Source organism: Pedobacter frigoris (assembly GCF_032678645.1).
GTDB classification, from domain to species: Bacteria; Bacteroidota; Bacteroidia; order Sphingobacteriales; family Sphingobacteriaceae; genus Pedobacter; species Pedobacter frigoris_A.
On sequence record NZ_JAVTSP010000002.1, the window covers coordinates 589722 to 603698 of the forward strand.

The 13977-nt window shown below is 41.2% G+C and carries 14 protein-coding genes; 8 read left to right on the plus strand and 6 right to left on the minus strand.

The annotated features are described in order from the left end of the window. Positions 1–369: 369 nt before the first annotated feature. The 6 genes from R2Q78_RS08915 to R2Q78_RS08940 form a co-directional block, all read right to left on the minus strand. Positions 370–1746: a hypothetical protein gene (locus R2Q78_RS08915; protein WP_316790951.1), complete on the minus strand. Its 1377-nt coding sequence runs from the start codon at positions 1744–1746 to the stop codon at positions 370–372. Between the two features lie 24 nt (positions 1747–1770). Then, on the minus strand, positions 1771–2478 hold the full coding sequence (locus tag R2Q78_RS08920; RefSeq protein WP_316790952.1) for a ComF family protein: 708 nt from the start codon (positions 2476–2478) through the stop codon (positions 1771–1773). A gap of 46 nt (positions 2479–2524) precedes the next feature. Then, complete coding sequence (gene rlmN / locus R2Q78_RS08925) at positions 2525–3574, minus strand: 23S rRNA (adenine(2503)-C(2))-methyltransferase RlmN (RefSeq protein WP_316790954.1); 1050 nt, start codon at positions 3572–3574, stop codon at positions 2525–2527. Positions 3575–3645: 71 nt separating this feature from the next. Then, on the minus strand, positions 3646–4734 hold the full coding sequence (gene rluF / locus R2Q78_RS08930; RefSeq protein WP_316790955.1) for a 23S rRNA pseudouridine(2604) synthase RluF: 1089 nt from the start codon (positions 4732–4734) through the stop codon (positions 3646–3648). A gap of 154 nt (positions 4735–4888) precedes the next feature. Beyond that, on the minus strand, positions 4889–5386 hold the full coding sequence (locus R2Q78_RS08935; RefSeq protein WP_316790957.1) for a DinB family protein: 498 nt from the start codon (positions 5384–5386) through the stop codon (positions 4889–4891). 257 nt (positions 5387–5643) lie between these two features. After that, entirely contained in the window at positions 5644–6336 is a 693-nt protein-coding gene (locus R2Q78_RS08940; protein ID WP_316790959.1) for a YafY family protein, read from the minus strand. A 51-nt stretch (positions 6337–6387) separates the two neighbouring features. Between R2Q78_RS08940 and R2Q78_RS08945 the strand changes: the two genes are divergently transcribed. From R2Q78_RS08945 to R2Q78_RS08980, 8 genes are read left to right on the plus strand one after another with little or no spacing between them, the layout of a single operon-like run. Beyond that, the gene (locus R2Q78_RS08945) at positions 6388–7566 is read left to right on the plus strand and encodes an amidohydrolase family protein (protein WP_316790961.1); all 1179 of its coding nucleotides are present in this window, start codon (positions 6388–6390) and stop codon (positions 7564–7566) included. Positions 7567–7621: 55 nt separating this feature from the next. After that, positions 7622–8563 carry an NAD(P)H-dependent flavin oxidoreductase gene (locus R2Q78_RS08950; protein ID WP_316790963.1) on the plus strand — a complete coding sequence of 314 codons (942 nt, stop codon included), beginning with the start codon at positions 7622–7624 and terminating at the stop codon, positions 8561–8563. A 36-nt stretch (positions 8564–8599) separates the two neighbouring features. Continuing rightward, entirely contained in the window at positions 8600–8881 is a 282-nt protein-coding gene (locus R2Q78_RS08955) for an acylphosphatase (protein WP_316790965.1), read from the plus strand. A gap of 1 nt (position 8882) precedes the next feature. Further along, positions 8883–10382 (plus strand): lipopolysaccharide biosynthesis protein, encoded by a 1500-nt coding sequence (locus R2Q78_RS08960; RefSeq protein WP_316790967.1) that lies wholly within the window; start codon positions 8883–8885, stop codon positions 10380–10382. Continuing rightward, on the plus strand, positions 10379–10810 hold the full coding sequence (gene dut, locus R2Q78_RS08965) for a dUTP diphosphatase (RefSeq protein WP_316790968.1): 432 nt from the start codon (positions 10379–10381) through the stop codon (positions 10808–10810). The genes R2Q78_RS08960 and dut overlap by 4 nt, the downstream gene beginning before the upstream one ends. A gap of 6 nt (positions 10811–10816) precedes the next feature. Further along, a complete protein-coding gene (locus tag R2Q78_RS08970) occupies positions 10817–11890 on the plus strand; it encodes a tetratricopeptide repeat protein (RefSeq protein ID WP_316790970.1) in 1074 nt (357 codons plus the stop codon). Continuing rightward, positions 11868–12656 carry a DUF4292 domain-containing protein gene (locus R2Q78_RS08975; protein WP_316790971.1) on the plus strand — a complete coding sequence of 263 codons (789 nt, stop codon included), beginning with the start codon at positions 11868–11870 and terminating at the stop codon, positions 12654–12656. Before R2Q78_RS08970 ends, R2Q78_RS08975 begins: the two co-directional genes overlap by 23 nt. A 23-nt stretch (positions 12657–12679) precedes the next feature. Continuing rightward, positions 12680–13945 (plus strand): murein hydrolase activator EnvC family protein, encoded by a 1266-nt coding sequence (locus tag R2Q78_RS08980; protein WP_316790973.1) that lies wholly within the window; start codon positions 12680–12682, stop codon positions 13943–13945. Positions 13946–13977: the final 32 nt, after the last annotated feature.

The window sequence follows — 13977 nt, forward strand, 5'->3', positions numbered from 1 at the left end:
AATTTTATGGGATTTTAGGGTGTTTAAAGCGTTTTTTGCTTGGAAAATTTTTAAATGATAAAGGGCCGATGTCCCACGAGAGTGGAAGTATCGACCCTTAAATTAACGCTCTCGGAACAAAGGAAAGAAAAATATTTGAATTGGCAAAATAATCCTGCTTTATTTTTGTAAATCGATAAGATAATTTTTGTAATGCCTTTATTTACAATTGAAAAGACTTAAAATGGCTGAATAAAAATGCTGATAAAAAGTAAAGGGCCGATATCTCTTTTAAGAAAATATCGACCCTTACCATCTAAATTAACGCTCTCATCAATATAAACGAGCTTATATTAAAAATGTTTTGCGCAGGTATACTTTTTTTAGAAATTACTTTTCATAACACCCTAACGTGGGTGGCTGATTTCGCAGCAGGCCATTTAAATCCTTATTTAAGTAAAGGTTGAAATATGGGTCGGCAGTTAAATCTGCCCCTTTTTTCAGCGCTGCGCTGTTGTTTAATAATCCGAATTCAAACTTGCCTGAGTTGACAAAACCAGGATCGGTATCCAACTGATTATCATTACCGCTGTAGGTCTGCAGACTTGTTCTGATGATGTTATTTCTGATATCAGTATCTATGGTATTTGTAGTTTTTTTGTCTATCAAAAACTCCTCCGTCAGGCTTCCCCAGATGATGTTATTTATAAATACTGCCTTTAAATTTCCGGATAGACTGTTTTTTCCGAGATCACTCAGATAGACAGCTGGCGTTTTGCGGGCAACTAAAGGATTATAACCTCCAAACGTATTTTGCTTGATGTTGTAATTGCCGCCGGATATCCCATAAAGTATGTATTGTCCGCAATTGAAGAACAGGTTGGTGAAGGCGGTAACGGATGTGCCGTATCCGGCTATTGCAGTTATACTCATATTCTTTACAACACTGCCGCTGAGTAGTAATTTCGGCCCTCCGTTCTTGCTTAAAGAATCTGCCGTGATGCCGATGATGGCATTTTTTATGGTACTGTTGATGATTTTAGAATTGATACTGCTGCTGTAAAAATGAATGCCCATCCATTGTCCCGGTTCCTCAGCATAGCTGTTTTCCATGCGGTCGCCGGCAAATAAAATAGGTTGTGTTACCTTGCCCTGTGCATTGAGTGATCCACGTACCAGCATCGCGGCTCCGTTGTGAAATAGCACTTTAGTTCCGGCTGGTATATTTAAAGTGACGTCGGGAGCAACTGTGACAGATTTGTAAATGATGTACGGCAAGGTACTTGTCCAGGTAGTATTATTGCTAATCACCTGTCCGTTTATGAAAACTGCATTTTGTCCATAGGCAATTAGCTGCACTGTTTGTTCATTCCCGTTTGTGTTAAAGAGGATAGAATCCTGGACGATAAATGGCTGACTCTGATTGTTTGGATTGATCGATACCTTGATGAAAATATTGATAGAGTCCTTGCTGCCGATTTCAATATTGTCCCTTTGATTTACAGGTTGTCCGTTGATGATCAAGCTGAATGGAGAATGATTGCCGCCACTCAGTCTGATATTGCTGATGTTGATGTCTTTGTGATGAATGTTATAAACCTTTATCCTTTTGTTGGTAGAGCCAACTGTAGTAAATACGGTATCAAATAATACGGTATCAGATGAGAAGACCAGTTTTGCGTCTTTATCTGTCGTGATATCATCAGACTTGCGGCAGCCTGTAAGCGCTATGATGATCAGGAAGATGAGTGTCAGAGGTATCCGCATAAAGACAAACTTATCGAAAAGTATTCAATCTGCAAATGCGATGGCTGCAATACTCAGCTTACTAATCCCGTGTCTGTATAATTCCATTGCACATGCTTCTATTGTTGCTCCTGTTGTGATCACATCATCAACCAGCAAAACATGCTTTCCTGCCAAAACAGTCGGATCAGCAATGCCGAATACTTCTCTCATATTCTCGTATCTCTTGTATCTGCTCTTCCTGGTTTGAGAACTGGTGGCTATCTTTCTGATCAGACAGCCTTTTGCAACCGGGATATTCAGTCCAGCAGATAGTCCTTCGGCAATGCACATACTTTGATTATAGCCCCGCTCTTTTTCTTTCTTTTTGTGTAATGGGATAGGAATGATCAGATCTATTCCCTGGTAATGTGGGCTACCTGTTAGTTGTCCGGCCAGCATAGTGCCCAATTTAACTCCCAAATCCTTTTTTCCTTTATATTTTAGGTGGTGTATCAGATTTTGAACTGAGTTGCCTTTTCTGAAATGCAATAATGCCATTGCATGATGGAAAGGAATCCTTCCCCAGAGTTTCCTGGCTACTTTATTGTCTTTATAATTGTGGTGGTCGGTATAGGGAAGGTTATGTATACAAGCGGTACAGATACGGCCCTCAGCACGGTGCAAAGGTGTGTTGCAGGCACAGCATAGCTCAGGAAATAGTAGTCCTGTAAGATCCTGTAACAGGATTAAGGTGGTATTGAAGAATTTCACCCGCTAATTTCGCCATTTTATCAGCAGAGTGGTTGAAAACAGGAAACTAATTCTGGTCTTTTACAGCAAGTTGTCCGCAGGCGGCATCAATGTCCTTACCACGGCTCCTTCTGATATTGGTATTGATGCCCTGGCTTTTCAGGTAGTTTGAAAATGCATCAATTTTATCTCCTTCAGCATTGATAAAGTCAGCGAATTGAATGGGGTTGTATTCAATCAGGTTCACTTTACATGGCACATGCTTACAGAATTTGGCCAGTTCCATTGCGTCTTCAATTTCATCGTTGAAATTATTGAAAACAATGTATTCGTAGGTGATTGGATTCTTTGTTTTTGAGAAATAGTACTTTAAAGATTCAGCAAGTGCCTTTAATGAATTCTGCTCGTTGATCGGCATGATCTCATTGCGCTTTTTATCATTTGCAGCGTGGAGGGAAACCGCCAGATTGAATTTTACGCCGTCGTCACCAAGTTTTTTGATCATCTTGGAAATGCCCGCTGTAGAAACAGTAATGCGTTTGTACGACATATTCAGTCCATCGGGAGCTGTAATGCGCTCAATAGATTTCAAAACATTGGCATAATTCAGTAAAGGTTCGCCCATGCCCATGTATACAATATTGGTAAGGGGAGCTTTGTAGTTGAGTTTTGCCTGCTGATCTATCAGGACTACCTGATCATAAATCTCATCTGCATTTAGGTTCCGTTTGCGGTCCATATAACCGGTAGCACAAAACTTGCAGGTCAGGCTGCAGCCTACCTGAGAGCTTACGCAGGCAGTCATGCGCTCATCCATCGGAATCAGCACCCCCTCTACAATGTTGCCGTCATAAAGCCTGAACGTGTTTTTTATTGTATGGTCATTACTGAACTGCGAATTATTTACCTCCACTACATTGATGGAATAGTTCTCATTCAGCTTGGCGCGCAGGTCTTTGGAGAGGTTACTCATTTCTTCAAAACTACGGGCAGATTTTTCCCAAAGCCACTGGTAAACCTGTTTGGCTCTATAGGAAGGTTCTTTCATGGCAGTAAAGTGCTGTTGCAGTTGTGCCAGGTCAAGCGAACGGATATCGGTTTTCTTTGTAGGAAGCATTTCGCTGCAAAGTTACCAAAAAAAGATTATTTAGTTGCAGGATTGATATTCCTGACTTAAGTGTGAGCTAATTAGCGTTTTGGACTCTTCACTTTTGCTCCTGGTGCACCAGATCTGCCGTTGCCCGGTCTTACCGATCTTTTGCTTGGACCACCGGCTTTAAACCAGTCTCCGTTACCTGAAGCAGCTTTTGACCCACCTGCCGGTCTTCCTCCTGCTGCTGGTTTAGGTGCAGACTTACCTTTTCCTCCGGCGGGGCGGTCGGCACGGCTAATCGTAGCATTTTTGCCAGCAGCCCTTGATCCGGCACTTTTACCAGCACCTTTAGGCCCCGATGCTCTGCCTGAAGATCTGCCTGGCGTTACGTTCTCCATAAAATCCTCTTCTTTTGGAGCTTTGGCTTTTTTGACTACTCTTTTTGGTGCTGCAGAGGCCGACTCAGAACTCGATTTCGCTACCATGTTGTAGATATCAGTTTGCTCTTCAGGAGTCAGTTCACGCCATTCACCCAGAGGAATTCCTTTGATGCTCACATTCATGATGCGTACACGTTCCAGCTTAACCACTTCAAAACCGAAGTGCTCACACATACGTCTGATCTGTCTGTTCAAGCCCTGGATCAGGGTGATTTTAAATACAGAAGGACCTTCCTTGGTGACTTTACATTTTTTAGTCATCACCCCAAGTACAGGAACACCTTTGGCCATCCCTGTCAGAAATGATTCTGTTACCGGCTTGTTTACCGTGACAATGTATTCTTTTTCGTGATTATTACCTGCTCTGAGGATTTTATTAACCAGGTCCCCATTATTGGTCAGGAAGATCAATCCCTGAGAATCTTTATCTAAACGGCCGATTGGGAATACCCTTTCACTATGATTTACATGATCAACAATATTGCTTTTTACTCCGGCTTCGGTAGTGCTGGTGATGCCTACAGGCTTGTTGTATGCAATTAAAATAGAATTCTCAACTTCTTTAGGTTCTATGGTCTGTCCGTTTACAGTTACAATATCCCCAAAGAATACCTTATCGCCCACCTTTGCCTTTTTTCCGTTGATATATACATTGCCTTGCTCGATGTACCTGTCGGCTGCTCTTCTTGAGCATAGACCGCTTTCACTTATGTATTTATTTAACCGGGTTGTAGAATCAGACATGGGTAATGGAGTTATAAATTGATTTCTTTTTTACAAAGGAATCAATTTATAACCATATATGCTATCAAAATATTTCAAAGCATAGTGATATCATAAAGAAAGTAAGGTCATTCTCAGTACAAAATGACCCCACTTTAAAATAGAAAGGACGATATTAAAGACCCATTTCATCGGCACTGGGTCCATAACTCCCTGGAATGGGAATGTTCAGTAAACGTAAATAAACTCCCAATTGGGCCCGGTGATGAATGATTTGATTGATGCTCATCCGAATGATGTCTGCTTTAGGTTCTTTGGTATGAATTTGATCACCTGTTCTCAAAGTCCATGGTTTATCAAGGACGCTTTCATATTCATCAGTAAGCAAACTTGTTCCATCGGCCAGAGATTGTTCAAAATAAGCTAAAAGTTCTTCGGTGGTATTTAAATTCTTAGGAGTGTAGGGCGCTGTAGCAAAATCAAGTTCGTCAGTTGTCAGGGTCATGGTTACCCAGGTAGGCAATTCTGCGATGTGCGTAGCCAGGCTCTTGATCGTCATGCTTTTTGGGTGAGGCTGCCAGCTGAACTTGTCAGACGGAATACGCGCTAACATTTTGCGGGTGGTTACTGCTTCTTGCTCCAGTTCTTTCAGATACATTTTAATTCTGTTCATAATCTTTATTTGTTTGTACAGAACAAAGAAACGGAGGCCCACTGACAGCCCTATGGCAGTCTGATTTTACCGCCTGATTTTTTTTATAAATGTATTGGGATATGGCTTATCTCTCTTTGGAGAGAGGTCGTACTGAGTGCGTATTGAAAACAATATAAATGCAGGGTGAGTCCACGTTTTTTCTGGAAAAAGGTGGACTCACCGTGGACTTATGGTGCAGTCATGGTGCACTCAGGTATAAGCAGGTACGAACTAAGTTAGTGGCTGACCGGAATCAATTTCATATAATCATTTAGGGGCGTATGATCTTTTTTTCGGAAAGGAATGCCATGATTCCTGATTTTGATAATTCTGGAAGCCCGGAAATCACGGTACTCCTCACGCAGGTGACACCAGGCAATCAGGTGCCAGTTGAACGCGTAAAATACAAGTCCGATGGCTTCAACTTCTCGTTTACTGGTTTCACCTTTGTTATTCTGGTAGTCAATTTCAATGATGAACTGTCCCGAAATGGCATTCTGTAATGTTGCCAGGTGGTCAAACTCGTCATTCATCATTTCATGGTGCAGCTGGAATTTAATGCTTTCATTGAGTAGTTCCAGCTTTTCCTTTTGGCTGTTTTTCAAGACAGCTTTTACTTTATTGAGTGCAGTCGTATAGTTAGTGAAGATGGACTTATCCGCAAAGCGGGAAACCAGGCGCTCCATGATTAGCAAGGCATTGGCCTCATCCGAAGTAAAAGAAACGGGAGGAAGGAAATACCCCTGTACAATGAAATACCCTTTAGGCTGTTCAAAACTGATCGGTACCCCTTGTTCTATAAGCGCTTTTATGTCCCGGTAAACCGTACGCACACTCATTTGAAACTGGTCTGCAATTTTATCTGCAGTGATGTATTTTTTGCTCTGCAGCAAAATCAGTATTCCAAAAAGCCTGTCTATGCGATTCATCGGGTTCAATATTAATGATCAGATACAAATATATTTATTTTCTTTGCATCTATGATTTCTTACCTGTCAGCATCATATGTTTATCCTGTAACTTCCGGACCGATAAAGAACGGGGTTATCGGAGTAGAAGAAGATGGCCAGATTACCGCAGTATTTACACCAGAAGAAGCAGCAGAAAGGCAAATTAAGGATGTTGTTACTTATGACGGGATTTTGGTCCCAGGTTTTGTAAACACCCATTGCCATCTGGAACTTTCGCACATGAAGGCCAAAATTGCAGGGAAGAAGGGGCTGGTCGATTTTGTGAAGAATGTGATGAAAACGCGCAGTGCTGATGACTATAGCATAGAGGTAGATATGCTAAAGGCAGATGTAGAGATGTTTGAAGGTGGCGTTGTGGCTGTTGGTGACATTTCAAATCAGGCTATTTCAGCATCAATAAAAAAAGGGAGCCCTATTTACTACCATACTTTTCTGGAGGTGATGGGCTTTAACCCGGCGACAGCAAAATTGTCGATGGACCGGGCACTGGAGTTTGAAGAAAAATTCGAAGACTTATCCCTTTCTATAGTGCCTCATGCGCCATATTCTGTTTCTTCGGCATTGTTTGAAGCGCTTAAAGCAAATTCAGTCGACAAAGCTTCATTGGTAAGTATCCACAACCAGGAAACTGCGGATGAGAATGCTTTTTTTGAGGATAAAACCGGCAAATTTTTGGACCTATATGAATTTTTGGGCCTGAATATCGATTTCTATAAACCTTCAGGGAAAACATCACTTCAGAGTTACTTGCCATTGTTGTCGCCGGATAATAAGACTTTGCTCGTTCACAATACGTTTACTTCAGCGGAGGACGTGAAGTTTGCAGAGGCTGTTCATCCTAATTTATACTGGTGCCTTTGTCCGCGTGCCAATATGTATATAGAAGACCAGCTACCTGATGTAAATATGTTAAAGGATGCAGGAGTAACGATTACCTTGGGTACGGACAGTCTTGCGAGTAACAGAAAGCTCAGTATACTTGCTGAGATGGAGGTGCTGGCAAATGATTTTGATATACCAGTCTGGGATCTGATCAAATGGGCAACCTGGAACGGAGCTGATTTTTTAGGTATTACTGAACGTTATGGTAGCCTGGAACCCGGTAAAAGGCCTGGTATAAATTTGCTGGGCTATAAAGAAAAAAATGGGCAACCAGTCCTGAATTTTAAAATGAAACGGTTATTTTAAAGTTAACTGGTTATTTGATTTAACAGTATATACTTTAGCATATAGATCTGCTGATATGAACAATAAGATTACTGCCCTTTTTGAAATTGAATATCCGATTATACAGGCCGGTATGGTTTGGTGCAGTGGCTGGAGGCTGGCTTCGGCAGTGTCCAATGCCGGGGGATTAGGGATCATTGGCGCCGGTTCGATGTATCCGGAGGTATTGCGTGAACATATTCAGAAATGTAAGATGGCTACAGCAAAGCCTTTTGGTGTAAATGTGCCTTTACTTTATCCGAATGTTCAGGAGATCATGGAGATTATTGTTCAAGAAGGTGTGCGTATTGTTTTCACATCAGCGGGAAACCCGGCTACATGGACGGGATTTTTGAAAGACAAGGGGATTACAGTAGTGCATGTAATTGCCAACACGAAATTTGCATTGAAGGCAGAGGAAGCGGGGGTGGATGCAATAGTTGCAGAGGGATTTGAGGCAGGTGGTCACAATGGAAGAGAGGAGACGACCACGATGTGCCTGATTCCGATGGTAAGTGCTGCGGTGAAGATCCCTGTGATTGCTGCCGGAGGTATCAGCAGTGGTTCCGCCATGCTTGCTGCGATGGCTTTGGGTGCAGATGCAGTCCAGATAGGATCTGCTTTTGCAGTAGCCGAAGAGTCATCTGCCCATCCAAATTTTAAACATAAAATTATTGAAGCATCGGAAGGCGATACAAAGCTTAGGATGAAGAAACTGGTGCCGGTCCGTTTATTGAAAAATGAATTTGCAGATGCGGTGGCCCAGGCCGAAGCGGAGGGTGCGGATACCCAAACCCTAATGAATATTTTGGGACGTGCACGGGCAAAATTAGGTATGTTTGAAGGAAATATGGAGGAGGGTGAATTGGAGATTGGGCAGGTTTCTGCAATGCTGAAGGAGGTTAGGCCGGCAGCGGAGATATTGCAGGAAATCTGGGCGGGTTTTTTGGAAGCAAGGATGCGTATTTTAAACAGTTAACATCCCTATATTTGTAAGCTAAGGAATAGATTTTAAATGAAAATAGTACATAATAATATCAGAATTACCGGTAAAGTGCAGGGTGTTGGTTTTAGAGAGACCACCAAGTATTTTGCGGATCAGGCGGGAGTTAAGGGTTTTGTGAGGAATGAAGCTGATGGTTCTGTGTATATAGAAGTAGAAGCAGAACAGTGGGTGCTGGAATCTTTCGTAGAGTGGTGTAATGAGGGCCCGGACCGGGCAAAGGTGGAAGGATGTGAAGTGACGGTGAGTGAAGAATTGAAACACTTCAAGGATTTTGTGATATTAAAGAAATAGGATGTCAGTATTAAAGAAATTCCTGGGACAAACGGCGGTGTATGGTGTGAGTACCGTATTCTCAAGGCTGTTTAATTTTATTTTAACGCCGATATTTACCAGGGCATATTCTACCTCTGTTTTTGGGATTTTCACCAAACTGTATGCTTATGCGTCATTGATTAATGCAGTACTGGCATTTGGTATGGAAAGTACTTATTTCAGGTATTTAAATAAGCATGAAGACAAGAAGCAGGAGGTTTACAACAACTCGTTTTTGTGTATCGCATTTATTTCGTTGCTGTTTCTTTTGACGGGATTGGTGTTTGTGAATCCAATTGCATCCTATTTATCTGCAGAGGCAGGGCACCTTGCGGATTACCGTAAATATGTTCAGTATTTTATTGGAATTTTATTCGTAGATGCCATTTGTGTCATCCCTTTCGCTAAACTAAGAGCCGAAAACAAGGCATTTAAATACAGTTTGGTTAAGTTTTTGAACATTGGATGTTTTGTTGGGCTAAACCTCTTCTTTATTTATGTCGTGCCGGCGATCATAAAGCACGATTGGCCTATGGCTGATTGGTTTGCCTCATGGTTTCGTCCAAAGTGGGTTGGTTATGTTTTCATTTCAAACCTTGTTGCGAGTTTAGTTACCTTCTTAATGCTGATTCCTGAGTTTCTGAAATTACAGTTAAAGTTTGACAGAGAACTATTTGCCAAGATGTTTACTTATTCATGGCCAATACTTGTTGCCAATCTTTCTTTTATCGTAAACGAGAATCTGGATAAAATCGTGTTGAGCGAATTGCTTCCTGAAAAAATAGCAGACGGTCAGGTAGGTATATATGGTGCAGTATGTAAGATTGCTATATTCATGAGTATTTTTATTACGGCATTTAGACTTGGGGCTGAACCTTTCTTTTTCAGTTATGCGAAGAATGCAAATGCAAAAAAAACCTATGCAGTAATCCTGCATTATTTTGTGGTAGCTCTTGCTTTGTTATTTGTTGCACTTATTGCGAATATTGAGATTTTAAAACATTTTATCAGCAGGGACAAAGAACATATTGCCGATTATTGGGTAGGCTTGCCAGCGGTTCCTTACCTGCTGTTCGGTTATGTTTGCCTTGGTATCTATATGAATCTGTCGATTTGGTACAGGCTGTCGGATCAGACCAGGTTTGGACTCTACATCTCAATTGTAGGTGCTGTAATTACGATAGTGCTCAACTTTGTGCTTATTCCGAAATACAGCTATATGGGTTCCGCATGGGTATCTATGCTGGCTTATTTTGTAATGATGGTCATATCTTACGTATTAGGGCAAAAATATTACCCAATCCCTTATGAATTGAAGAAAATCGTTATATATCTGCTGGTGTCGGTGGTGCTGGTGATTTTGTCATTCTGGGTATTTAACAGAAATATAATTATTGGCAATGCCTTGCTGCTGGCTTTTGCAGCGGGCGTGTTTTATTTTGAAAAAGATCAGTTGAAAAGTATATTAGTTAGGAAATGAAAATAAATATCATCAATAAATCAGGGCATGATTTGCCGCAATATGAAACCGCTCATGCCGCAGGTATGGATATGCGCGCTTTTACAGAAAATGAGATTACAATTAAACCTTTACAGCGTGTTTTGATTCCAACTGGTTTATATATTGAACTTCCGGTAGGATTTGAAGCTCAGATCAGACCTAGAAGCGGATTGGCTTATAAGCATGGAATCAGTATTGTGAATGCTCCGGGAACAATTGACGCAGATTACAGAGGCGAAATAAAAGTATTGCTGGTCAATCTTTCTGATACTGATTTTGTTGTAAATAATGGAGACAGGATTGCTCAGATGGTGATTGCAAAACATGAGACCATTAGCTGGGAGGCTGTAGAAGAATTAAGTGATACTGCACGAGGAGCAGGGGGTTACGGACATACCGGTAAATAGAATGTTATGAAATTGAAGTTGTTTTTATTTTTATTGTTTTCCTGCGGAATGAATGCATTTGCACAGCAGCCGGTGATCTCTGCTTTGGACAGCAATGTGATAAAGACACTTTTTTTTACCGGATTAAAAGAAAAACTCAACGAAAACTACGAAAAGGCGGCGGAGAGTTTCAATAAGATATTGAAAATGGATGCCAATAACGCTGCAGTACACTATGAACTGGCTGTGTTGAATTTCAGGCAGAATAAACTTTTGGATGCTGAAATTGCAATAAAAAAGGCCGCTTCAATTAATGCAGATAACATTTGGTACTGGAAGTTGCTGGCGGAGCTATACAAGAGAAATGGCAATATGGATGCGCTGGTCGGTGTATTTAACCAGATGATCAGATTGTCGCCGGATAATGATAATTATTATTTTGACCGGTCAAACGCCCTGCTGCTTGGAGGGAAAGTAGAAGAAGCAGTTAAAAGTTATGATGAACTGGAACGAAAATTTGGTTCATCAGCCGAACTTACTGAGGCAAGAGGCCGTGTGATGGGAGACAAACAGGATATGCGCAATAAGAAAAAGGATAATGGTAATGTAGAGCCGCCGCAATCTGTGGGAACACAGGATCCAAATGATCCTAAGGTAATGGCAGCACAGGCACAGCAACTTTATAAAAAAGGGGATTTAAACGGAGCCCTTGAACAGCTTAAGAAAGTCCTGAAGATTACTGACCAATTGTACCCTGTATGGGAACAGGCAATGGATATACAGATGAACCTGGGCCTGTATAAAGATGTACTGAAGCTGGGAGATGAGGCATTGGCGGTATTCCCTAATCAGGCGATCTTGTATTACTATATGGCTTATGCACAACAACAAGAAGGTAAATACGATGACGCGTTGACGAACATTAAAATGGCTATACAACTTGATTCGGAGAATATGATTTACCTGGAGTGTTTTGGAGATATTTTGTCATTAAAGGGAGATGGAGCACAGGCTATGGTACAATGGAAAAAGGTACAGGCGGGTGGTGGAGGTTCTCAAAAACTAAAGAAAAAGATAGATGAGCGGAAATACATTAAATAAACTTGTTTTTGCTGCCACGATTGTCCTGGCCCTGGGCTGTAAGACAAAAAAGGCAGTAGTGGTAGTTCCGCCGACAGGTGCTACTACGGCTATAAGCAGTAAAAAGATAGAGACCCTGAAGATGCTGAAAGAAAAGGACATGCTTTTCAATACTTTATCTATAAAAGCTAAGGCTACGCTGGATATCAATGGCAATTCCAATAACGTGACCATGAACTTCAGGATGGTTAAAGGCGAAAAGATTTGGGTAAGTATTACTGCTTTTGCCGGAATTGAAGTGGGGAGGGCTTTAATTACACCTGATAGTATTAAGGTAAAAAACAGCTTTCAGGGTGTTTATTTGAAGAAGCCGTTTAGCTACGTACATACTTATACGAATAAGCAGGTGAATTTTGCGTTATTACAGTCAATTTTTTCAGGGAATACCATAGATGATTTTATGGTTGAGCAATCTGATCTTGAACAGGAAGATGGTGTTTGGGTACTTAAAGGAGCGCAGGGAGATCTGGCTTACAATGTTTTTTTTAACACACTTTTTAAAATAGGGCAAACCAATTTAAATGATGTGAAGTCAGGGAAGGCATTGAAAGTTGTTTACGGAGATTATCAGAAAATAGACGATGTTCTTGTGCCGTCTAACATTAAGATCAGTTCGATGGCAGGCACTCAAAAAATAGGGCTTACACTGGACTTTTCTAAGATAGAACGCAATGTTCCACTGGACTTTCCGTTTAATGTTCCTACTAAGTATGAGGTAATAAACTGATTTTTTTTAATACTTTTGGTGCAATGAAGCTAAGCAAATTCCTCTTATTCCTGTTTTTTGTATTGACCGCATCCGTTGCTGTAGCACAAAGCAGTGCAGAACTTAAAAGAAAAAAAGAAGCTTTACAGCGCGAAATTGACTTGTTGCAGAAAAATGCGAACAAGGCTGCGAATAGCAAAAAACTTACTTTGGGTGAGATTAAGTCCTTAAATGCGAAAATAGGACTGATGCAGAGTAAGATTTCAGTAATTAACTCTGAGATTAAAAATCTCGATAACCAGATCCATGAGAATACGAATACCGTACATAACCTAAAGGGCCAGCTTGGCCAGTTGAAAAAGGAATACGGTAGTATGATCAGATTTGCCCAGAGAAATAAGAATGCTTATGACAAGATGATGTTCATTTTTGCAGCGTCTGATTTTAATCAGGCTTATAAGCGGATCAAGTATTTACAGCAGTTTGGACAGTATAGGAAGAAGCAGGCTGATTATATACAAGGCAAGCAAAAGGATTTGAATTATAAGATCGTGATTCTGGATAAAAACCTGAAACAGAAAAGCAGTTTGCTTCAAGAACAGGAAAATGAAAAGAATAAACTCGGAAAGAATAAGTCTGAGCAATCGGTAGTATTGAATAAATTCAGTAAGCAGGAGCGGTTGTATAAGCAAGATATTGCCAGTAAACAGAAACAAGCAGCGCAACTGGAAAGAAATATAAGGTCTGCAATTGCAAGAGAAATTGCATTGGCAAAGAAAAAGGCAGAAGAAGAAGAACGTTTGGCTGCAGCCAAAGCCAAGGCTGAAAATAAACCTGCCCCGACCACCGCTGCCGAAAAATCCAAGGCGTCAGGGGGCTACCTGACTGCAACACCTGAGTCTGCAAAACTTTCAGCTCAGTTTGAAGGTAACAGGGGTTCACTGCCATGGCCTGTTACTATGGCTACTATCACCCAGCGCTTTGGTAAATATAAAGTTGGACAGGCCGAAAATGACAATGATGGTATTGATATTGAAACTCAGGAAGGAGCGCCGGTGCGTGCAGTGTTTAATGGTACTGTAAGTACGGTTAACAGTGCAATGGGTGGTTATTTTGTGCTGATCAGGCACGGGCAATACTTCTCAGTTTACAGTAACCTTAAGTCCGCAAGTGTATCAAGCGGACAAACGGTTACTACCAGACAAAACATAGGTGTGGCGGGCCATGAGGACGGCAGGCCTATTGTTAAATTTCAGATATGGCGTGGTACAGTTCCTCAAAATCCAGAAGCCTGGCTGGGAGGCAAGTAAATTGGCAAACAAAATAGTTATATTTGTATTAA

Excerpts from the sequence above, each read along its gene's own strand:
- R2Q78_RS08915 (WP_316790951.1), bottom strand. The coding sequence starts at position 1,746 with ATGCGGATACCTCTGACACTCATCTTCCTGATCATCATAGCGCTTACA.
- rlmN (WP_316790954.1), bottom strand. The coding sequence starts at position 3,574 with ATGCTTCCTACAAAGAAAACCGATATCCGTTCGCTTGACCTGGCACAA.
- rluF (WP_316790955.1), bottom strand. The coding sequence starts at position 4,734 with ATGTCTGATTCTACAACCCGGTTAAATAAATACATAAGTGAAAGCGGT.
- R2Q78_RS08935 (WP_316790957.1), bottom strand. The coding sequence starts at position 5,386 with ATGAACAGAATTAAAATGTATCTGAAAGAACTGGAGCAAGAAGCAGTA.
- R2Q78_RS08940 (WP_316790959.1), bottom strand. The coding sequence starts at position 6,336 with ATGAATCGCATAGACAGGCTTTTTGGAATACTGATTTTGCTGCAGAGC.
- R2Q78_RS08945 (WP_316790961.1), top strand. The coding sequence starts at position 6,388 with ATGATTTCTTACCTGTCAGCATCATATGTTTATCCTGTAACTTCCGGA.
- R2Q78_RS08950 (WP_316790963.1), top strand. The coding sequence starts at position 7,622 with ATGAACAATAAGATTACTGCCCTTTTTGAAATTGAATATCCGATTATA.
- R2Q78_RS08955 (WP_316790965.1), top strand. The coding sequence starts at position 8,600 with ATGAAAATAGTACATAATAATATCAGAATTACCGGTAAAGTGCAGGGT.
- R2Q78_RS08960 (WP_316790967.1), top strand. The coding sequence starts at position 8,883 with ATGTCAGTATTAAAGAAATTCCTGGGACAAACGGCGGTGTATGGTGTG.
- dut (WP_316790968.1), top strand. The coding sequence starts at position 10,379 with ATGAAAATAAATATCATCAATAAATCAGGGCATGATTTGCCGCAATAT.
- R2Q78_RS08970 (WP_316790970.1), top strand. The coding sequence starts at position 10,817 with ATGAAATTGAAGTTGTTTTTATTTTTATTGTTTTCCTGCGGAATGAAT.
- R2Q78_RS08975 (WP_316790971.1), top strand. The coding sequence starts at position 11,868 with ATGAGCGGAAATACATTAAATAAACTTGTTTTTGCTGCCACGATTGTC.
- R2Q78_RS08980 (WP_316790973.1), top strand. The coding sequence starts at position 12,680 with ATGAAGCTAAGCAAATTCCTCTTATTCCTGTTTTTTGTATTGACCGCA.